Annotated in this window: 19 protein-coding genes; 7 read left to right on the top strand and 12 right to left on the bottom strand. The window is 41.7% G+C overall.

Going from position 1 to position 21,004, the window contains the following annotated elements:
• The first annotated feature begins 66 nt into the window (after window positions 1-66).
• Window positions 67-978, top strand: a complete 912-nt coding sequence (locus QNM18_RS18060) for a helix-turn-helix domain-containing protein (protein ID WP_284138047.1) — start codon at window positions 67-69, stop codon at window positions 976-978.
• On the opposite strand, the gene QNM18_RS18065 is transcribed toward QNM18_RS18060, so the two are convergent.
• Window positions 975-1,430, bottom strand: coding sequence for a flavodoxin family protein (locus QNM18_RS18065; RefSeq protein WP_284138048.1), 456 nt, complete (start codon window positions 1,428-1,430; stop codon window positions 975-977). The genes QNM18_RS18060 and QNM18_RS18065 overlap by 4 nt on opposite strands.
• A gap of 94 nt (window positions 1,431-1,524) precedes the next feature.
• On the opposite strand from QNM18_RS18065, the gene soxR reads away from it, so the two are divergent.
• Window positions 1,525-2,025, top strand: coding sequence for a redox-sensitive transcriptional activator SoxR (soxR, locus tag QNM18_RS18070; protein WP_211008374.1), 501 nt, complete (start codon window positions 1,525-1,527; stop codon window positions 2,023-2,025).
• Window positions 2,026-2,041: 16 nt separating this feature from the next.
• Window positions 2,042-3,823, top strand: a complete 1,782-nt coding sequence (locus QNM18_RS18075; RefSeq protein ID WP_284138049.1) for a DUF885 domain-containing protein — start codon at window positions 2,042-2,044, stop codon at window positions 3,821-3,823.
• A gap of 69 nt (window positions 3,824-3,892) precedes the next feature.
• On the opposite strand, the gene QNM18_RS18080 is transcribed toward QNM18_RS18075, so the two are convergent.
• Both QNM18_RS18080 and QNM18_RS18085 read right to left on the bottom strand, forming a co-directional pair.
• Window positions 3,893-4,330: a hypothetical protein gene (locus tag QNM18_RS18080; protein ID WP_284138050.1), complete on the bottom strand. Its 438-nt coding sequence runs from the start codon at window positions 4,328-4,330 to the stop codon at window positions 3,893-3,895.
• Window positions 4,331-4,341: 11 nt separating this feature from the next.
• Window positions 4,342-6,150, bottom strand: a complete 1,809-nt coding sequence (locus tag QNM18_RS18085) for a S8 family serine peptidase (protein ID WP_211008371.1) — start codon at window positions 6,148-6,150, stop codon at window positions 4,342-4,344.
• 297 nt (window positions 6,151-6,447) lie between these two features.
• Here QNM18_RS18085 and QNM18_RS18090 point away from each other — a divergent pair, with 297 nt between their 5' ends.
• A complete protein-coding gene (locus QNM18_RS18090) occupies window positions 6,448-7,917 on the top strand; it encodes an alpha/beta hydrolase (protein ID WP_284138051.1) in 1,470 nt (489 codons plus the stop codon).
• 110 nt (window positions 7,918-8,027) lie between these two features.
• Here QNM18_RS18090 and QNM18_RS18095 read toward each other — a convergent pair whose 3' ends face one another.
• Window positions 8,028-8,441, bottom strand: coding sequence for an MAPEG family protein (locus tag QNM18_RS18095; protein WP_284138052.1), 414 nt, complete (start codon window positions 8,439-8,441; stop codon window positions 8,028-8,030).
• A 96-nt stretch (window positions 8,442-8,537) separates the two neighbouring features.
• Between QNM18_RS18095 and QNM18_RS18100 the strand changes: the two genes are divergently transcribed.
• Window positions 8,538-9,509, top strand: a complete 972-nt coding sequence (locus QNM18_RS18100) for a GlxA family transcriptional regulator (RefSeq protein ID WP_284138053.1) — start codon at window positions 8,538-8,540, stop codon at window positions 9,507-9,509.
• A gap of 92 nt (window positions 9,510-9,601) precedes the next feature.
• Window positions 9,602-10,771, top strand: coding sequence for an acetyltransferase domain-containing protein (locus tag QNM18_RS18105; RefSeq protein ID WP_284138054.1), 1,170 nt, complete (start codon window positions 9,602-9,604; stop codon window positions 10,769-10,771).
• Here QNM18_RS18105 and QNM18_RS18110 read toward each other — a convergent pair.
• The 8 genes from QNM18_RS18110 to QNM18_RS18145 form a co-directional block, all read right to left on the bottom strand.
• Window positions 10,758-11,222, bottom strand: a complete 465-nt coding sequence (locus QNM18_RS18110) for a hypothetical protein (protein ID WP_284138055.1) — start codon at window positions 11,220-11,222, stop codon at window positions 10,758-10,760. The genes QNM18_RS18105 and QNM18_RS18110 overlap by 14 nt on opposite strands.
• A gap of 41 nt (window positions 11,223-11,263) precedes the next feature.
• A complete protein-coding gene (locus QNM18_RS18115; protein WP_284138056.1) occupies window positions 11,264-12,064 on the bottom strand; it encodes a PhzF family phenazine biosynthesis protein in 801 nt (266 codons plus the stop codon).
• Window positions 12,065-12,518: 454 nt separating this feature from the next.
• Window positions 12,519-12,728 (bottom strand): transcription antiterminator/RNA stability regulator CspE, encoded by a 210-nt coding sequence (gene cspE, locus QNM18_RS18120; protein WP_023398163.1) that lies wholly within the window; start codon window positions 12,726-12,728, stop codon window positions 12,519-12,521.
• A gap of 640 nt (window positions 12,729-13,368) precedes the next feature.
• Window positions 13,369-13,818, bottom strand: coding sequence for an N-acetyltransferase (locus QNM18_RS18125; RefSeq protein WP_284138057.1), 450 nt, complete (start codon window positions 13,816-13,818; stop codon window positions 13,369-13,371).
• Between the two features lie 64 nt (window positions 13,819-13,882).
• On the bottom strand, window positions 13,883-14,545 hold the full coding sequence (locus QNM18_RS18130) for a C39 family peptidase (protein WP_211008363.1): 663 nt from the start codon (window positions 14,543-14,545) through the stop codon (window positions 13,883-13,885).
• 312 nt (window positions 14,546-14,857) lie between these two features.
• Window positions 14,858-16,486 carry a methyl-accepting chemotaxis protein gene (locus QNM18_RS18135; protein ID WP_211008362.1) on the bottom strand — a complete coding sequence of 543 codons (1,629 nt, stop codon included), beginning with the start codon at window positions 16,484-16,486 and terminating at the stop codon, window positions 14,858-14,860.
• Window positions 16,487-17,014: 528 nt separating this feature from the next.
• Window positions 17,015-17,362, bottom strand: a complete 348-nt coding sequence (locus QNM18_RS18140; protein WP_284138058.1) for a DUF5329 domain-containing protein — start codon at window positions 17,360-17,362, stop codon at window positions 17,015-17,017.
• A gap of 185 nt (window positions 17,363-17,547) precedes the next feature.
• Window positions 17,548-18,756, bottom strand: a complete 1,209-nt coding sequence (locus tag QNM18_RS18145) for a YncE family protein (RefSeq protein WP_211008360.1) — start codon at window positions 18,754-18,756, stop codon at window positions 17,548-17,550.
• 532 nt (window positions 18,757-19,288) lie between these two features.
• Here QNM18_RS18145 and QNM18_RS18150 point away from each other — a divergent pair.
• Window positions 19,289-20,980: a serine hydrolase domain-containing protein gene (locus QNM18_RS18150; protein WP_284138059.1), complete on the top strand. Its 1,692-nt coding sequence runs from the start codon at window positions 19,289-19,291 to the stop codon at window positions 20,978-20,980.
• Window positions 20,981-21,004: the final 24 nt, after the last annotated feature.

Below are 21,004 nucleotides of genomic sequence, written 5' to 3' on the forward strand. Positions count from 1 at the left end.
AGGCGGATTAAAAACTTAACTCTGCGTATAAAATGTTTGCATTAGAGTCCAAACAGGGAATAAAGAATGCTTGAGCAACTGAATAAAAAAAGGCAAAAAATCACGTCACTAGTAGAGAATCGCGTGCACTTTGCGAGCAATGACGTTGAACTTAGCATTTATGATACGTATGAGAACGCACAACATATTCGCCTTTACTCCAGCAACGTACTTTTTTGTGGCATGCTGACCGGTAAAAAGGTCATGCACGTCAACAGTTGTGATTATCATCAAGCATTTTTACCCAATGAAAGCTTTGTGCTGGCACCTGAGCAAGCAGTATATATTGATTTTCCCACAGCCTGCTTTGACCGACCAACAACCTGCTTAGCAATAGACATCAGCAAGGATAAAATAGCGACTGTTGCAGAGCAGTTGAATCGGCATAACGATAGCCCCGAACCGCAATACAATTACCACCCAGAACTAGTGCACAATGAACACAATGCACAAACACAGCAATTGCTGAACCGCTTAACTCATCTATTTTGTGAAAACGCCCCACAACGAGACTTTTACATTGATTTGGCATTGAATGAACTGGTCGCTCGCCTATTGCAGCAACAGAGCCGAGACCTTCTATTTCAGCAAGTTGCACTGTGCAACTTTAAAACAGGTATTCATGCAGCCATCGACTACATGAAAAACAACTTATCCGAACAACTCGACATCGATAAACTGTGCAAAATCGCCTGCATGAGCCGTAGTAAGTTTTTTGATCAATTCAAGAAACGCATTGGTACCACGCCCCAAAACTGGCTCCATGGCCAAAAGATGATGTCCGCGCGCACTTTATTAGAACGAGGTGAAAGCGTGACAACTGTCGCCTTCACCCTAGGGTTTAACCACCCCAGTCAATTGAGCCGGAGCTTTAAAAAAGCGTTCAATAAAACGCCCAAGCAATATCAAACGCTATTTTTACAGCAACAGTCTAACTAGTCTTCATAGGGGAACTGCTGATGATGTATTCCTCGCAACTGCATACCCAAATACTCGAAGGTTTTTCTCAGCATATCCGTAAACGCGAGCGGTGCTGTTTCGTGAATTGATGTGGACAATATCGAAAACTGTTTACTTCTCAACTCACGTAACTCAGGCTTAAGTACTTCGTCATCCATAAACTCAGTGATCCTATCAATAAACGCCTTCATTCTTGGTGTAACTGCATACCAATATACAGGCGAGGCAAATACCACATGTTCAAATTGGAGAACATGTCTAAATAAGGCTCTAAAGTCATCATCTTTGTTTTTGTGCTCATAGCTATAATCGTTGATAACATAATCATCCAAAAACAACGTTTGCGCGTTGTATTCTTTAGCCATTTCCTCCACAGCTACGCCCGTATTGCCCATTTTATTTGCGCTCGAATAAACAATAATTGTGTTCAATGTTGTTCTCCTTTAATTGAATTGCTGCTAGGCTAAAACCTCAACCTAAGTTTAGGTAAAGCACTAATTTGAATTTTTAAAGAAAGGGGCAAACATGTCGGACTCTACACTCAGAGATGAGCCGCGACTCAGTGTTGGACAGGTGGCTAAGCGTGCTGACGTCGCAGTATCTACATTGCACTTTTATGAAACAAAAGGGTTAATCCGAAGCTGGCGCAACACGGGTAACCAACGCAGGTACAAAAAAGATGTATTGCGCCGAATTGCCGTTATTAAAGCTGGGCAAAAAATGGGCATATCGCTTTCTGAAATTCAGGAAACCTTAGGCCAATTGCCACAGAGCAGGACACCAACCAAAGAAGACTGGGCGAATATGTCACGCTTTTGGCAGGCACAGCTAGATGAAAAGATCGCATATATGATGCGCGTCAGAGAAATGGTTGACGGATGCATAGGTTGTGGCTGTTTATCCATGAAATCATGCCCTATGTACAACCCTGATGACATTGTGGCAAAAGAAAGCAACGGCGCCGTTTGGCTTGAACAGCCAGAGCAAGCAAGAGCCGCAAAAAATTGTTATGATAAGGAAAATTAAAAATAGGAACAAGCGAATGAAAAAAACAGCGCTCACAATGGCTGTTGCAGCTGCCTTAGCTCTAGCTGGCTGTACAACTACAAATACCTCATCTCCATCGACCGCTCCAGTTGTCGCTGAAGCTTCTCAAAATCAAGAGTTTATTGCGTTCTCAGAGCAGTTTATTGAAGATATGTGGCGTCAATATCCAGAATATTCTCTGCATGTGGGCTACGGCAAATATGATGATGTGATGACCATACCTAATAACGAGTCGCGCGCAAGCAATTTAGCCTTCTCAAAAACGAAACTAAGTCAATTACGTAGCTTTGATTTAAACAGCTTGAGTAACAATCAAAAAACAGATTATTACTTGATTGAAAACGGCCTTGAAAAACAGATCTGGGAAATTGAAAAATTTAAATCTTGGCAGTGGAACCCGTCCAACTACAATATTTCATATGGCTTTAACACCATCTTAAGCAGTCGCTTTAAATCAGACGAAGTAAAATACAAAACAGTATTAGAGCGTTTAAAGTATGTGCCTGAATTTTACAAAACTGCACAAGATAACATAGATACACCAACCCTTGAGTATACTCAATTAGCTATTGCACAAAACCAAGGGGCATTTGCGGTATTAACAGACGACCTACTTGATAAAGTAGATGCTTCTGATGTACTTACAGCAGATGAAAAAGCACTATTCAAGACTCGCTTTGCCAATGCAAAAACCGCCATTAGCGGCTACATTAGCTTTCTCACTAAATTAGAAAAAGACCTAACAGCCAATGGCAATGCGCGTAGCTTCCGAATTGGTGAAGAGTTATATGAAGAAAAATTTGCTTTTGATATTCAGTCAGGTTACACCGCAAAGACCATGTATGAAAAAGCACTCGCAGATAAAGCTCGTGTCACCAAAGAGATGGTAAAGCTAACTGACCAATTATGGCCAAAATACTTCCCTAACACAGCGCGTCCAGCAGGTGATACACAAGCCATCGCCAAACTCATTAAGCACTTGTCTGTAAATCATGTGCCAAAAGAGAAGTTTGTTGATGAGATCAAGCGTCAGATCCCATTACTTGAAAAGTTTGTTATAGAAAATGATCTAATTTCCCTAGATCCTGAAAAACCCCTAGTTGTGCGTGAAGCCCCAGAGTTTATGCGCGGATTTGCCATGGCTTCAATTTCGGCGCCGGGCCCATACGGTGCAAAAGAAAATACTTACTACAATGTTGAACCGCTGGAACTGAGAACAGAAGAGCAAGCGAGCTCTATTTTACGCGAGTACAACCATTGGATTTTACAAATTCTAAATATCCATGAAGCTGTACCTGGTCATTACACACAGCTTGTTTACGCAAACAAATCACCGTCAATTATTAAAACTATCTTACGAAATGGCGCCATGATAGAAGGCTGGGCCGTTTACACTGAACGTATGATGCTAGAAGAAGGCTATGGCAATCATGAGCCTGAAATGTGGCTGATGTACTACAAGTGGAATTTGCGTGTTATCTGTAACACAATTTTAGATTATGCAATTCAAGTCAAAGGGATCAGCCGTGATGAGGGCCTAGATTTATTGATGAATGGCGCATTCCAAGAACGCGCTGAAGCTGAAGGCAAATGGCGCAGAGCGACACTAAGCCAAGTACAGCTAACGAGCTATTACAGTGGTTATCGTGAAATTTATGATTTACGTGAGAAGCAAAAAGAAAAGCTTGGTAAAGACTTTAATTTAAAAGCTTTCCACGAAGAGTTTTTAAGCTACGGTAGCGCACCAGTTAAGTACATTAACCAACTTATGCAATAATAAAAGCCCCTGATGGGGCTTTGGATTCAGCATCAAAATAAGGCCACCAAAGTGGCTTTATTTAATTTCTTATTCTGCTTCTAATCCTTCAACTTGGAATCCTAATTGTACGTCAACAACGCCAGTTAAATTTTCAACCTTGCTTTTAAACGTCAGCAGTGCAGCATTGGGTGCAGCTTGGAAAATTGCGCGATTACCTCGAACGTAGATCAGATTCAGTTGGTTGGCAGAGGCAAACTCTTTCGCATTGATCAAAGACTCGAGCTCAACAATCAACTCTCCTGTCAGTGTGACGCTTTCATCTGTCGAAATATCAATCAATGCAGCGCCAGCAACCATGTCTTGGTCACTGTTTGCTGCAGCTAGGACATAATCTTTGCCATTTACGTTAACGCTAATACCTGACGAGCTACTCACAGCTGTCGCTTCGTATGCAGGTTGGGCGCTTGCTTGTACCGCAAATAAACTACCGACAACAGCGAGTAAAGGGATTAATTTAAATTTCATGATACTTCTCCTTATTTACGTCCAAAAAAGCGAATATCCCAAGACTTTAGTACGCCATTTTCAGTATTATTGCGATGAACCATATTGATATTTGGCTCACCTGAGGCACGTGGATCAAAGATGTAAGCTTCATCTTCAGATGCAGTATCAATCACTCGTAATGTCCACTCGCCTTTGGCTTGTTCACCATAGAAGTGATGCGTTAACATCTGAGTATTTTGCATACCTTCATTGCCTAATATCGTGCCGGTTCTAGGTGTCATGATCACACTTCGTGTTCCAGACGGAGAAATCAACTCAATCGCTAAATCTCGTGTACTGGTATGGTCGATATTTACGCGAACCTGCACTGCATCCACCGTTAGGTCTTGCGCGTAATGATAGTTGCTTTGTACACCGCTTAAACGGCCATCTGGAATTTCAACTCCCGCCGTCACAAGCTCTCTGTCAGTTTTTACGAATTCACCTAAGTTTTTATCGTAAAAACGCGCGAGGTTAACCGCAGCATCTACATCAACCGCACCAAATCCATAGAAGTTGTGGAACTGATAACCCGCAGCATTCGTTTGCCATGCATCGATAGCTTGATAGCTCACTTGCTCGCCGCTTGCGTCTTTAAATGAAAGCGCCACACCAGGGTGATCTGCATCAATACGTCGAGATGTCGCTGCCAAGATGTGTCTCACATCTAACCAAGAAAGCGCTGGATTTGCCGACATTATAACAGCGATTGCGCCAGCAACATTCGGTGCAGCTGCCGAAGTACCATTTGATCTTGCACTGTAATCACAGTTTGGATCCAGTGGGTGACCGCCATGTAAATCATTACGCAACCAAAGCGGGTTATAGCCAGCGTCACAGCCTGACACATCAGTCGTGATGATCGCAGGTGAACTTGTGCCATACTGACCGCCAGGCGCAGATACAAATACACTTGAACCAACTGTAGAGTATGAAGAGCGCTCGCCATCAGCGTTATACGCTGAAACCACTAGGTTCCAGAAGCTTGAATCCATACGCTCAAGGTTTACATTTTGCAGCGGCAATCCATGGTTATAATTGTCGAAACGAAGGTAGCCACGTCCAAATTTGCTATCTGTGAAGCTTTGCCTTTCATAGCCGTTACCCGCCGATTTTACAAAAATTGCACCGCGACCACCGTGTGTTGTGCGCGTGATCTCTTCTTGTGCATCTTCGTAGGTCTTGAGCCATGGTGACTCTTGGTAGTCGAAGCTTCTCGGTGAAGAGAGCGTTCTACCATAGCTTTGATTAAAAACACGAGGAAAGTCAAAAGACTGTTTAGCGAAGCCATCTGAGTACATACCATGAGACTGCAGCCAGTTAGCCATTGTTTGGTTACCAGATACCAAATAGTTGAAACCAACTAAACCAGCTCTTGGTGCAACACCACGTCCACCAATACCGTTGAAGGCACTTGCAGCGATGATCCCAGAAACGGCTGTGCCATGCCTGTCAGTTGGGCTGCCCGGTGCCAAGTCCGGACTATTGTTTGTAAAGTTCCAAGAACCTGGACGTGCGTTGTCTCTCAAGTCTGGGTGCATTATTTCCACCCCGCCATCAATGACTGCCGCCGTTACTCCTGCGCCCATAATGCCCATAGCATGCGTAAGCGATACATTCATATCTTCACCAGGTTTTCCGCCGCGATCTGAGAACGCGGCCTGGCCGGTATTTTTCAAGTGCCATTGCTGGTCAACAAGAGGATCACCGGGCATCAAAGGATACTCGATATTGGCATGTGCAGTTGCGCTTAAAGAAGCGGCTACAACGAATGCTAGTTTTGTTATTTTTATATTCATAAATCGCTACTTACTGTTTGTTTTAACAATTGTACCCAAAAACTTTGCTCTCAGTATAAACACAAAAAAGGAATAAAAATAACACTTAAGACACAAAAAATTCACCAAAATTTGTTTTTGAATAAAAAATACAATTCTAAAACTCCTTTTATTATTCATATAATTACAACTTTATGATCTGGCTAACTCAAGCAAAACTAGTTACACCTTGTTACATTCTCGTGAAACATCCAAAAACATCTAAATATATGAAATAAATACACGTCTTTACTTTTAGTATGTCAACAAGGAACCTTTATGAAACACGTATCAAACTTACTTGGCTGTCTCGCCTTGTCCGCCTCAGCTATTGCAAGTGCATCAATATTTCCAGATCCACAAGCACTGCTCACACACTATTTAGAAGGCAAGCCTACACACGGAAACTCACCACTTGAAGCATCAATGGGCTATTTTCAGCACCACGATGCTGCATTGCGGGATATGCTAAATAGCGGATCTCCTGAAATTGCAGGCATTTTACAAGGCGCAAGCTACTGCTTTGCAGCTGTGGCCAGCAAACCTGCTACAAGCTTATTACCGAAGCTGTATAGCCAAGACGGTCAGTGTAAAGTACAGTCCGCAGATAGTGCACACAGAAGCTGGTATTACACAGATGCGCAGTGTACAACCGCAATTGAGTACAAAAATGAGTCCGATACCGAGTTTTGTCTGAGAGAATTTGATTTTCGCGCTGAGCGCTACGGCAACAGCGAAGATCTCAATTATGTTCATGATGCATGGATGCCTGGCTATAGTGCCACATTGCCAATTACAACAAAACCGCAAAGCTTTGCCGAGACGCCATTAGTGCAGCGAACAACTTATAAAACAACCTACAATGAGCGCGGAAGTTGCCACTTGGAAATGCGGGTGTACAAAAACGCCAACAATCACAACGCAACTCCAGTTATGATGATCCACGGTGGCGGATGGCTAGAGAGACTCGGTACAGCTCGCACAGCTGAAGCACAAATAGCCCATTTTACAGACGCTGGATTTGTTGTATATATGCCATTTTATCGTTTGGTTGAAAACATAGAAGCTGGACCTGCATGCAACCGAGTAAATATTGAAGACAGCAAGCAAGATATTCGCGACGCATTTTTGTGGGTACAAGCGAACAATGCTCACTATACAACCAGCGAAAAGTCACTGCGAATTACAGGTCAATCAGCTGGCGGGCACATGGCTGTGTGGTTATCTCAGCAATTCCCTACCAAAGTAGACAAAATAGCGCCAATGTTCCCAGTGCCAGATTTTGCACATCAACTTAAAGAGGTCCAAGACGGTAGTTATGTTCATGGCTATATTGAATGGATGATAGCAACCTTATCTGGTAAAGAACGCTGGCAAGATTTGACTGGCAATGAACCTGTGATCGTCAACAACAGTTTGTTAGAAGCCATTGAGCAAGCACCGCACCTTGCACCCGATATGTTTATTAGTCACGGAATGGCGGATACAATCGTTTCTCCAACTCAGTCTCTACGACTGTGTAACGCATTAGCTGGCAATATTTCATCAGGCCCAGCACAGGCAAATGAGCTCGCTTTCACGAAACAATATGCTCAAATACAGTGCCGTGAGGGCAGCGAATTGCATTTATTAGAAAAAGCGGAACACCACTTTGATGGATGTGGCTTAGGTTTGTGTGACGTCGGCGGTCAAGATGGGCTTATAGCAACACAGGCATTGATGGACAACATGATTGAATGGTTGAAATAACCTAGCCCTATAAATTTCAATCTCACTGCGCCACAGCAGTTAATTTGTGGCAAACAATGATACCAACCAAAGCAAGGCAATTGCCTTGCTTTTTTATATATCAACTCACTTCAACTTATACTCATTAGAGCAAACCATGCTATCCACCCGCCAAATAAACTTAAGCTAGACAATGCAAATGCCACAGTGCGCTTTCGGATATTGGTTGAGTTAATATGCTCATAGCAATGCCAATATCGAGACACAACAAAAATAAGCGCCAATATGTACCAACCAATGCCAGCGATAGACTCGATATGCAGCAGTGCTAAAAGACAAATAAATAAAATCGGTTGCTGGTATTGGTTGTCATAGCTATTACCATACAATCGAGTTCTGTTGTTCATTTCATCCTTTAGCACATAATTAACGGCTTTTAGTGAAAGCTCGCCTCTTTTTACTGCCGTTATTCTTAAACTTGCTGTCGCTAGCCAAAGCCATAGAAATAACAGTACCAATGCAAAAATGGGGTAATGGATCCACATAACTATTTCCTTTAAAAGATCAGAGTAGTGCCACTTTACAGAAGGCTTCCCGCTCCCTAAAGTGTCACTAATGACAACTTTAAAGGTGAAAACGACATGAAGGTAGCGATCCTATGCCAGCAAGGAGTGATGGCCAGTGCACTTACTGGTATTATCGATGTATTAAATGTGGCTAACCGAATTATGAGAACAACCTTCTACCAATGGCAAATTGTGTCACTAGGTGATGATCGTATCGTCAGCAGCCAAGGTTTGTCGTTTAATGTGGACTGCACGCTAAGCGAGCTTGATCACTTTGATGTTTTAATTATTATCGGTAGCCAATACCAAGGAGATAAACGCCTTTGGCAGGAATGCCGTACATTAAGCGCCTATGCATCATTATTGAGTAAAAAACTAAAAGGTATTTCTCCGCCAACCTTGGTCGCTGGGTGTTGTGGTGTTGCCTATGCAGCGGCGCTTGGCTTGTTGGATAAACAGCGTATTACTGCCAGCTGGTGGCTAGAGGCATTTTTTAATCGCTATTTTCCAGAACTTAACTTAGATACATCACCCATCTATCTGTGCGACCAAAAACTCTATACCGCGGGTGCCGCCCATAGTTATATGTATGTAATGTTAGCGCTCATTAAACGACAAATAGGAGATGATATTGCCCAGCAAGTTATGAGTTGGTTGGCAATACCTGAGCCGCAATTGCGCCAAACTGCATTTATGATAAGCAGCGCGCTCGATTCACATAAAGACACTGCTGTTCAAGCAGCACAAATCCACATCAAGGCGCAATTAAAGACCAACTTTACGCTTAAAGCGTTGGCCGAAATAGCCTGTGTATCAGACCGCACGCTGATCCGGCGTTTTAAATCTGCAATCGGCATGACGCCATTTGACTATATCCGCTTGTTACGTCTTGAAAAAACCAAAGAGCAACTAATTTACTCCAATAAACACTTCGCCGATATCGCTACCTCCGTTGGCTACCAAGATCCACAAGCACTATCTAAACAGTTTAAGCGTCATTTTGGTAAATCTGTCTCCGCTTTTCGTGAGCAATTAGACCAAGTGTAAGAAAAGAGACACTCTTTCTCTCCAATAAGCCGCACACATTGTGAAATTGAACTAAAGTTAGTTAACATTAAATTCACAATAAGACAGTGTACGTGGCAAAGATAGATAGACTGTACTCTCTAGATATTCTCAGAGGCTTAATTATTGTCCTTATGGCGCTTGACCACACCCGGCGCTATTGGGCTGAAACCCCATTTTCCCCCACCGATTTAGACCAAACAACGCTGGCATGGTTTTTAACTCGTTGGGTAACACACTTTTGTGCCCCCTTATTTATATTTTTAACGGGGATCAGCGCATATTTATACGGCCAACAGGTTCAGTCTAAAAAGGTTTTACGAAATTACCTGCTCAGTCGCGGGAGTTGGCTGATTTTACTAGAACTTACGGTGGTAAATTTTAGCTGGCAGTTTGGTTATGACGTGGTTTTTTTGCAGGTGATTTGGGTAATTGGTTGCTCTATGATTGTCTTGGCTGGGATGATTTATTTACCCTATAATTTGCTCTGTTTATTATCGTTTTTTGTAATCATCACACATAACGCTCTGAATGATCACGCCATTCTGAATTGGGTTGGGCAAGATTTGACTTGGCTATGGCATTTACTGCACAGCCCCACCACATTTAACCTCTCAGACCGGCTTCAAATATTCGCGCTGTACCCTTTAATTCCATGGTTTGCGGTCATGTCGTTAGGCTATTGCTGCGGCAATTTGTTTAAACTCAATGCGAGCCTGAGATACAAAGTGTTTGCCACACTCGGTGGCATCACTATTGTTGTATTTGCACTTTTGAAGCTAGGTAATATTTATGGTGAGCCTAACTTATTTGTGCCCGACCCTTCATTGGTCACCTCTATCATGTCCCTACTCAACAACAGTAAATACCCACCCTCTTTAGTATATTTGCTGATGACAATTGGCCCAGGCCTACTAATTTTGGCTTCACTTGAGTACGCACAAACACGCAACCGCTCTCTTAACTGGCTCAATGGTTTGAAAATACTAGGTGGCGTGCCACTGTTTTACTATTTACTCCATATTCCAGTTATTAACCTCAGCGCACAAATATATAGTCAGTTAACCTATGGTCAAACCATAGACTTTTTTAGCACACCACCTGATTGGCCCACTAGCTATGAACCTAGTCTATGGGTTGCCTACATAGCATGGGTCGTCATTACATTGGCATTGTATATACCTTGTAAATACTATTTGGCGTTAAAACGAACCCACCACAGCCCTTTGCTTAAATACTTGTAGTGTTTGCGGGTGTCATTTTAATATTTGGCACCCATTTTAAAGCCAAACAGGTCATAAGGCCGCACATAAACCAAATTGCACTGGCTATAACAGAAAATACTGTAACCATATCAATAAACACTATGCTCAACACCAAGCCAGCAAGACCTCGAATCACACACAATATTCCAATCACCACTAAGGCCAAATAAGTGAGCGGTAAACGCCGTATTAAGCCCGCCCCGGCTAGCGCATACGCACCACATATTGCAAAAAGCAAAGAGATACCAACGGTCGCTACAGGCGCTAGCCACGTGCCATTTTTAGCAGATTCCACAAGCACATTTGGAGCAAGCTGCACACGGTAACACGCCTCCCCCAACCAAATACAAGACATATGTGCAATCACAGTCACAGCGGCCATCAAGGCCACAAAAATCAATCCAAGTACCGCTAATCTTTGTTTATGCATCAAGGTAATTTCCTCACAACGTGACGTCATAATTAAGAGTGTTACACAGTTATGTGGCCTTGCAGATATAGCACCGCTTCACCGATAACTGTGACGCGCTGGGCTAAAAAGTCGACTTCACACACAAGATGTCCCCCTCGCGCTGAAGCTTGAAAGGCATGTAATACGTGTTTGTCGAGTTTTTTTGCCCAAAAAGGAGCAAGGCCGGTATGAATAGACCCAGTAACAGGATCTTCCTCTCCTCCATTGGCAGGCCAAAAATAGCGCGACACAAAGTCATCATCGACTCCAGGTGCACTCACTACAACATCTAATGGGGCTAGCATCTTAAGCAGCTGAGCATCATATTTTACTTGTTTTACGTCTGTCTCAGTATCGTAAATCGCAAAATACGCTTGGCGATTTTGTAGTATCTCTTGAGGCTCGATAGATAATCCCTTTAATAGTGCGCTTGGCACTTCAGATAGCGGCTCAGGCATTTGCATCGGAAAGTTCATTTCCAATTTCCCATTACTGAGCTGTGTTACTGTTAAGCTGCCAACTGTTTGCGTTGTAAACTCGACAGAACTGCTCAAGCCTAAATGATTAAATAATACAAACGCTGTCGCGAGCGTAGCATGACCACAAAAGGCAATTTCGGTTAACGGAGAAAACCAGCGGATCTGATAACTGTTTGAGCCGCCGCGCACAATAAATGCGGTTTCAGATAGGTTGTTTTCAGCTGCAATATTTTGCATTAACTCTTCGCTTATCCAAGCTTCTAATGGCACAACAGCAGCCGAATTGCCTTTAAATTGGGTACTGGTAAATGCATCAACCACATAAATTGGTAGCTTAGCCACTTTCTTGATTCCTTTGTTTTTAACAGGTTATCACTGTACCCGATAACACAAAGTAAAAATACATAAATCGAGATAAGAAATGAGTCGTTACAAAGGTGAAGCACAGCGCACTTCGCAGCTGCACTTGAATAAACACCTAGGTACGGGCTTGGAAAAGGACAACATCATAGGCCATGGCTGAATTTTTTCTTATAAAACAAAGAGCCACTATTTGTATCGCAGCTTTGAGCTCTGTTGTGAATTAACAAATAAATGCAATTGAGCGATAAACAGACATATCAAGAAATCGTAGCAATATCTTACACGTCAGTTATAAAAACTATATTTTCAGGAGAATGTAAAACGATTTGGGTATTATAGAGAGGTTTAAGCCGATGTTGGCTGGCAAAGTAGGAGAAAGATTTGCAGATTAAACAACAAGGTGCAGCGATTCGCCGCACCTCGACATAACTGATTAAAGTACAGTTACGTTTTCAGCCTGAGGACCTTTAGCGCCCTGAGTTACTGTAAAGCTAACTTTTTGACCTTCAGTCAAAGTACGGAAACCTTCAGACTGGATAGCTCTGAAGTGAACAAATACGTCGTCGTTACCATTTTCTTGTGCGATAAAGCCAAAACCTTTTGACTCGTTAAACCATTTTACAGTGCCTGTTACTTGAGACATAAATTACCTATTTATATTAAAATTAAAAAAAATGTGTACAGTATCGGAAGTAAAGTGAGTGGCTAAAATTAGGTTTTATGACAAAAACAGAAACTAACGCAAACAACAAATAAATCAAATATCTTCATACGCGGCGTATAATACACTGAAAATCTTTATTGTCGAGCATTTTTACCAAAATAGTTTAAATTTCATCCAGAACTTTTGTTGTAGTTTAGACTATCCGTATTTTTTGGCCGCAAAGTGTCCGCGATTCAACATAACTACAATTCTTTTTGCATATCAAACCACTAGAACTCAAAGCCAGTTTTTACTTGCGTGTATATGCTGCTGTCGACGTCGCCTTGCTCGAAATGGCCCGTATTTATCTCGTTCCTTTTTCGAACATACACTAAAAAAACCATTCGGCTGACAAGCTCGAAGCTCGGCGCTGCGAGTTATCATTGCGCTGAAATTTGATACCACAGGAGTAAAAAGCAAACTCTATGGCACTATCAACCCAAAAGGAAAGTCAAAAATAACAACCATCAAGCTGGCTATACAAACAACAACCAATACAACTGCGCTATGTAACAACCAAGTGGCCTTTAGACACCAAGCTCTTTGGCTGCTTTTATTTCAAGTATCTCTGTTTACACAGCTATTGCTCCGCGTCAATGACCTGCTCACACTGCCAACACATAATATATTGATTCTGACCTGTCACTGGGTCTTCTTCTTCACCAATAATTTCAAAACCTTGTCGCTGATAAAACGCCACGCTGGCAATATTGCGTTTATAAACTGACAGTTCCAAATTATTACAACGTGATTTTGCATCTGCGATCAGCCGTTTACCCACGCCTCGTCCCTGTTTTTCTGGCAGTACAAAAATCGCAGCTAAGGTATTTTCAACCAGCGCATAAAAGCCGATAATTTCATGGTTGTCCAGATACACATAATTATCTGAACTGGGTAAATAGACATGCCTCATGGTATCTTGATGGTCGCGCCAAAAACTTTCAGGTACAAAGTGATGAGCTTGCTGAGAAGCAGCAAGCCAAACCAGCAAAACTGACTCAATATCTGATGAACGACCTTTTCTGATCATGATATTCCTCACTAACCCATTCAAAGTTTACCGTCAGTCCCCCCAAGGCACCGCCCAACTATATTTATAGCTGAATTTGAATTTTTTTACGCTCAGTATTAAAAGCAACGGCGTAATAACGCAATCTTGGGTGCTCTACATTCCATAAGTTTAAAAACTCTTCATAAGTTTGTACAACACGCCGCGCCCGCTTTGCATCATTTAAGTAAACTAAACGCTTAGCCTCATCGTAGCCAACCACCACACGATAATGGCTTTGCGATTTAGGTAACTCCCAATATTGAAAGACAATTACCGGGATCCCACTGGCAATGTACGTCTTAACATGATTAAACAACTGAGCGCGCCTCTCATCCATGCTGTCGGCCCCATCCATTTTTTTGCTTAGCGTAATGCTCCGCGTCTTGCCATATTGCTCTAAAAACCCCTGTAAATAAGTGACTTTGGTGCCTGGATAATCGGCCCAATCTCTTGGATAGTTGTTCAAAATACCTGAGCGAACAAATACCGGCGCATCTTCATAATGATGTAAAATAGACTCCGCTATATCATATTGAGTATAGTGTTTAACGCCCCAATACTTAAAAATCATTTCTATGGTCGCAGGGCCACACAACTTCTTACCTTGCTCAACGATGGGGACATTCAACACAATTTTTTGCGAGTTTTTTGCTTCATTAACGAAAGAATAGGATACAAAAATTAAAAATATGACCCACTTAACCACTGTCTTTCCTTGATTTTAATCAACACCACTAATTTAAAAAACTAAACAATAAAAGATATAAAATAATTATAATTTACAAATTGTACAGAATAATTAATACAATTACAGAGCACGCAAATATGACAACTAAAAACTTACACAAAAAACTTTAATATTTTTCAACTTGAACAGAGTTCAGAAAAAATAAAAAAGCGAACCATATAAGTTCGCTTCATAAATATTAGTTTACTGAGTCGATTTTAATATACAACATTTAGTTTTTTCAACTAAAGTGCTACTTCAACGATTCCAGTTTTAAATAAAGGGTATAATTTACAGCTTAAACTGCTCGACACTTGATTTTAGGCCATGTGCAAGTTCACTGATTTCATGACAGGCTTGTGACGTTTGATTTGCACCTTCTGTCATTTCAATAGCCGCTACGTTAATGTTCTCGATATTGCGATTTAGTTCTTCTGAAACCACTGATTGTTCATTGCAGGCAGCCGCGATTTGCGTGCTCATCGCCGCTATGCTGTCAATTTCTTGCTCGATTTTCGTGATAGTGTTGCTCACGGTTTCAGTTTGTTGAACACACACGTCGATGCCCTTTTGACACGTTCTGGTAGCTTCACCCGTCTCTTTTGATTTTAATTGCAAATCGCTCACAATTTCGACAATCTGAGTTGTTGAATCTTGCGTTCTTTGCGCTAATGAACGTACTTCATCAGCAACAACGGCAAAGCCTCGTCCCTGTGTACCAGCGCGCGCAGCTTCGATAGCTGCATTTAATGCCAGTAAATTCGTCTGTTCAGCAATTTCTCGGATAACATCAACGACGACATTGATATTTTGCGAGTTTTTTTCGAGGTTTTCTGCAAGGTCACCCGCTCGGGTTACGGTGTCTGCGACACTAGAGATTTGTACAATATTACTTTTAAGCGCAGCGCTCCCTTCACGTGATTTCATGTTGGCTTGATTGGCCGACTCGGCCCCCATTTCCGTGCTTTTGGCAACTTCAGATACTGCAGCTTGCATTTCTGTCATTGCAGACGCGACTGATTGCAACTCATTTTGTTGGTTTTGCATACCCGTGGCATTTTGCGCAGAGATCATATTGACCTCTTCCACTGCGGTTGTTAATTGGATAGCGCTGTCATTAATTTTAACCACAAGACTATTTAGCTGCTCACGCATTCTCTCTAAAGAGAGTAGCAATGACCCTAGCTCATTTTCGCTTAGATCGTGAGTATCAATTCTTGAACTCAAATCACCATTGGCGATATTACCAGCCAAATTCTTCGCCTTTTCCAATGGCTTTCTGATTGCACCACTGAGCACAAAACAAATCAAAGCGATCATCACCGCTGATATCAAAGCACAAATTACAATCACAGTTATCACGGTGCCAACGGCACGGATCGCTGATGTTTCTGCTTGACCAACATTGTCGCTGTTTATTTTGCCAAGTTTAGTGAGCTCTTCCATAGCATCTGAAAAAAAAGTATAACTATTGAGCACAATGTCGTTTGCCTTAGTCACATCTCCACTGCGTACTAATCGATTAAAACTCGACGTCGCTGACGCATACTTTCGCCACGCGCGTTCAAACGCATCAAACTGGAAACGCTCTTGATCCGAGACGTTTAATTTACTATAGGCCGATATTTTACTATTAATACCTGACTTTAACTTATCCAAAGTGACTAACCATTCGTCCAACTCTGGATGGTTTGGGTTTGTGGCAACACCAAATTCATCTTTCCTAATGGTGGTCAGCTCTATTTGCAGATCTTTAACGATTTCAACTGACGGTATACTCGTTTGTACTATGAACCCAAGGTCCTCACTGATCCCCTTTAGTCCGTTGTAAGTCACCAAGCTTACACCCAAGAAGACCAAAAATACCGACGTAAAGCTTAAGCCGATCTGTTTAGAAATTGACAAGTCTTTTAATGCCATATTGTGTTTATTACATCCCTAAGTTAACAATGACTGAAATACGCTACAACCGGTAAAAATCACTCACATGATCCTTAAACCGGTTCTATTTATTTCGATTAAATGTGTTTTTTAGTCACAAAGACTAGTGGTAACTGCGTTTGGCAAGGCTCGCAACTTTGATGAGCCACGTATCACGTCGCTAGCTGCTTGAAAGTACCTTATATATTTAAAAGCCTCTAAAATACAAAGCTCTAAATTGAAGATGTATTATAATGGAAACAATTTACACTTGGAATAATTTAATCATTAACAGTTGGTTTTTTATGTTATTAAATTATTATAGATAACAGTAATCTGATCATAAAAAGGTCAAAGTTATTAAATTAAAATAAAGAATTTTCTATTCCAAAAAACCTCCATTTCCACTTTTCAAAATAAAACGATGAGAACACCCTTATCAATATCACTTTTAAAATGCATATTCATTTTTAGGGTATCGCAAGAAAAATATAAACTCCTGAGTTAAGAGCTTTCATTTATAAAGAGCTATTCCTCTCTATACTTCGCAAGCTCCGCTAGCAACCATTCACTGCTTTTTGTTATTGGTTTATTTGGGCAGTGTATTTGGTAGTGCTTGCCTGAGAGGCTACTTTTTGTTGCTGCCAACCGTATAAAGTCCTCCGCTGAGTTGATATCATCTTGATAATAATTGTATTTTTTGTATATATGAGCTTTTGCATCCTGAGCACTATGCATTGTGCCGTTGCGCTCATACTGACAATTGGCAGCTTCAATAAATGCAAGCAAGTGTTGTACTTCAGTACTTGTCGTGCCAAACGCTTTCAGTGAGCCAAATGTAAAAACAATAAAAATAACTGATAAAGTGAGCTGCATGACAATCCTCAAATTAGTAAAAGCCAGGTACAGTCAGACGGGGACTGCGCATAGATTAAAATTAAGACATGCCTTAAAGGGAAAAGGTTGCATGTTAGGCTGTAAATCTTTTGCTTAAAAACCCTAACCAAAAAAGTAACGCAGCGAAAGCGCTGCGTTACCCTGATGAGACTTCAAAGAGTGTGTTACTGAACAGACACAATGCCTGTTTTTGAATTGTATATGATTTTACCCGGTGCCCCAGAAGCATAACCATAGTGGCAGCTACCTTTGCTTGCTTTTATCACCTTATACTCACCAGTCTCGGTAGAAAAGTACCACTTGGTACTGCCATCTGCTTTTTTTCTGCCTTTGCCATTACGGTTAAGTGTGTATTGATGCTCTAAAAAGTTGTTCCACATCCGTGCGCAGCGGTTGGCATTGGGATTTTTAGTAAAACGATTGTGTTTGTTTAACTTATCTTTCGACTCTACAGGAAACCCTAGATCATTAAAGTTAAAAGTCCCGTCTTTAAAGCCCGTTAAATTCGCTACTTTGTTGCTGTTTCCGTTCGCTAGCCAAAATAGATTGGCCTTGTCGATTTCTTTTTGGAGCGCGTTTGCTATCACAGGTAAAGTATCACCACAGCCTTGAACATAGGTTAAATCTGCAATGTGTGCTGGACCATCCATAACATAGGTGGCTTGGGCAGTTTGTCCGTCCAGTGTATATATCTTTGCGTTTTCACCACTGTTTCTAGCAGAGACAAAGATGGTGCCATTTTCGTCAACCGCTAAGCCCGACGCCCAATGAAGGTTGTGCTCACCGATTTCATTTAATGTCATGGTTGCTTCGTCAAGTACGTAAAGTGCCTTTGCATTTAGTACATATACGAAGTTGCCATCTGCTGAATACGCTATATCACCATGATCAAAATCATCATACGTTGCACTGCCAGACTTCATTTTTCCCAAAACTGTTTTTTCTCCAGTTGTTAAGTCAAATTGGTACATATAAGTCTGGCTGGTCGCTAATAAATAGTCTCCCGATGGAGAAACCGCCGAGCGCTTGATCGGAAAGCTTGTTGTGTCCGCGATCTCACGTTGCTGCATTGACTGCATATCAAATTCATACAGCTTAGACGCGTTTGTGTCGCTATCGATCCGCTGCATGGTATATAGCTTCTCACCCAGTCCTGCAATATTGCTCGATGCAAATGTAGCACCTGGCACTTCTCTACTAACCTGAGCATCGGTATCTATGTGATATATGGCACTGTGGTCATCACCCGAAAACCTGTCAATCGCAAACAGTCCGTCTAAACAGGTGTTTTCATCCGCAAACACAGTAAAGCTTGTCGCCAGAGATAAAAGCGCCACCCCAAACTTGCTAAAATATTTGTCTGTTTTTTTCATCAACACACCATCAGTCGTTTCTACTACCTTACTGATACGCAAAAATCGAACCATTAAAATATTTGATTCCACAAACTACTGAAACTAGTAATGTTAAATTTGTCTTATATGTGTTCGTTGCCATCTAGTCATGAATTAGCCACAACAAGCATTTATGTGTCAATTTCACGTCCTTAGTTCGTGAATTCGATATATGGCGACTTTCTGATTTTAAGTTGTTGAATTGGTTGAATAGAAAAGTTCCAATAAATAGTTGACCGTAATATTGGAACAATGAAATCAGTATTTCTAAAATGCGAAAATTCAGTAATTGATTTTCTATTTTGCAATTTGCAATTCGCAAAATAGAAATTTTTCTCAAAATGCAAAATGACCTAGCCTTTAGCTTCTAAACTATTGGCTTGCCCAATTGTGCTTACTTTAATTGGCACCCTGAGTTAATTTTAAACGTCCCTAAATCGTCTACAAATAGAGTTGCTTAGCTACTCATCCTAAGCTACCTAACTCAACCCAAGATAAATTAAGGACAACCATGAAAAAAATAGCATTGCTCTCAACCTTTCTCGCAGGATTTACCGTCAGTCACTCTGCTCTAGCACTGACTCAGCCTGAATTGAACCAGATAACCCAGCAAATTGAAAATAGGCTATCAGAAGAAAAAATCACTGGAATTTCAATTGCTGTAGTTAAAGATAACACGCCAATTTTGTTGGAAGGGTTTGGGTTCGCCAATACCCAGACACAACAACCTGTGACGTCAGATACCCAGTTTAGGATCGCTTCAATCACTAAAACCTTTGTTACTCTCGCGGTTTTAAAACTCGTTAATGAAGGCAAGTTATCTCTTGATGACAGTGTGTACAAACACCTCTCGGATTTCAGGCCTAAGGTATTGCCAAACAACAATGGTAAAATAACTGTACGTGACTTGCTTACCCATCAAAGTGGGATCCCTTCAGGGTGGTATCGAGGTGATGAGCCCACGACCACGCCAGATCAAGACCTAAACTCACTGGCTGCGTTGCTTAGCGATGAATACTTGGTTTGGGATCGAGGCACAATCTCAGCGTACAACAACAATGCTTTTGCCCTCGCAGGTTTGTTGGTCTCAAGAGTTAGCGGGCAAAGTTGGCAAGCCTATTTACAATCAGAGTTTTTTGACCCACTCGGTATGGAGTCTACTCTGAGCCACCTGCCAAACGGACCACTACCTACAAAAATGGCAGAAAGTTACAGCGGCACACAAATTGAGCCCAAATATGCAGCATTAACAACCCCAGCTGGCGGCATGATCTCCACTGGTAATGATATGGCGCGCTATATGCAGGCAATATTAGATAGCTGGAATTACAACAGCCATGCGATTTTACCGGCGTCTTTGATTAAAACTGTTCGCAATGTCCAAAATAATCATGTGAAGCTCGATGGCGACCACCAAATGGGTCTGGGCTTCTTCATTGAATCATTTAACGGCCATATCGCTATCAAACACGATGGTAGCTACCAGGGCTATGAAAGTTCAATGTACATAGTACCTGAATTAAACTTTGGCGTGTTTGTAACAACTAACAACAGAGTTGGCGCTGACGCGGTTGAAGACATCGCCAAAGCAGTAACGAGCATGGTGGCTCAACAGGCACCAGGCCCGTTTGAGCACACATCAACGCCGCAATTAGATGAGTCCCGTAAAACGCTGGAAGCTGGTGCTTATGTGGGCACAAGCAGTGTATTTATCGAGCAAAATCCAAGTGGCGAGTTTAGTGTTTTCTCTGAAGGGTTCGGCTATAAGCCGCTCAAAAAAGTAGCAGCGCAAACTTATCAAGTTCAGGGAATAGACTACGATATAAAAATAAAGCCGACCGAGGCCATTGAAGGAGTTCGCTTTCTTTATGATGGAAAGGATTACGCACACGTATTTAGCAAGCTCGTTACTACGCAGTTGACCCCAGAGCTTGAGCAGTTACTTGGGTATTATCAAATCCAGTCCGACAACCCGATACTCGGAGATCTTATCTTAGAGTACGCGCCAGAGTTGCAAGCCTTAGTGCTTGTCTCGGTTAAACATGGCTTTACTCGAACAGTAAAGGTAGTGGGTGACAACTTACTTCAAGTACAAGGATATGGAAGAGGCATTGGTACAGTGTTTGACTTTAGCCAGCCTGGAAAGTTAAACGGGCTTGGCTATCAGTTTAAAAAAGTACCAGCACCAATTACAGGCGAATAAACCAAGCTACCCCATCTAGAAAAG

The sequence above is a fragment of the Pseudoalteromonas obscura genome, from assembly GCF_030135505.1.
Classification (GTDB): domain Bacteria; phylum Pseudomonadota; class Gammaproteobacteria; order Enterobacterales; family Alteromonadaceae; genus Pseudoalteromonas; species Pseudoalteromonas obscura.